This is a genomic window from Vogesella mureinivorans (assembly GCF_007644035.1).
GTDB classification, from domain to species: domain Bacteria; phylum Pseudomonadota; class Gammaproteobacteria; order Burkholderiales; family Chromobacteriaceae; genus Vogesella; species Vogesella mureinivorans.
Map to the genome: position 1 here is coordinate 1 of NZ_VMTV02000370.1, position 296 is coordinate 296.

A 296-nucleotide genomic window follows, 5' to 3' on the forward strand; every position below is an offset into this window, starting at 1 on the left:
TTAGGATTACTTAAAGCCAAAAGTTGATTATTCAGAAGAATTTCTGACAATATGCTGCGCTGTTTCAGGTCCACCTGTGAATGCCACATGTGCAACCTCAGGATGACGGGTTAAAACAGCACCACATTCAGCCGCAAAACCTGTAACCACATTTACTACACCCGCAGGGAAACCAGCTTCATGTACTAAGCGTGCAAAAGCCAGTAAAGGTGCTGGACCTTCTTCCGAGGCTTTTAAAACCACACTACAGCCTACTGCCAAAGCAGGACCAACTTTAACTGCGGATTTAATTGAAC

1 protein-coding gene is annotated in these 296 nt (G+C 44.6%); it reads right to left on the bottom strand.

All coding sequences use genetic code 11. The features are described from left to right. Positions 1 to 27: 27 nt before the first annotated feature. Positions 28 to 296: aldehyde dehydrogenase family protein (locus tag FLQ44_RS11050; RefSeq protein ID WP_240801254.1), on the bottom strand; the 269-nt coding region annotated here is incomplete at its 5' end.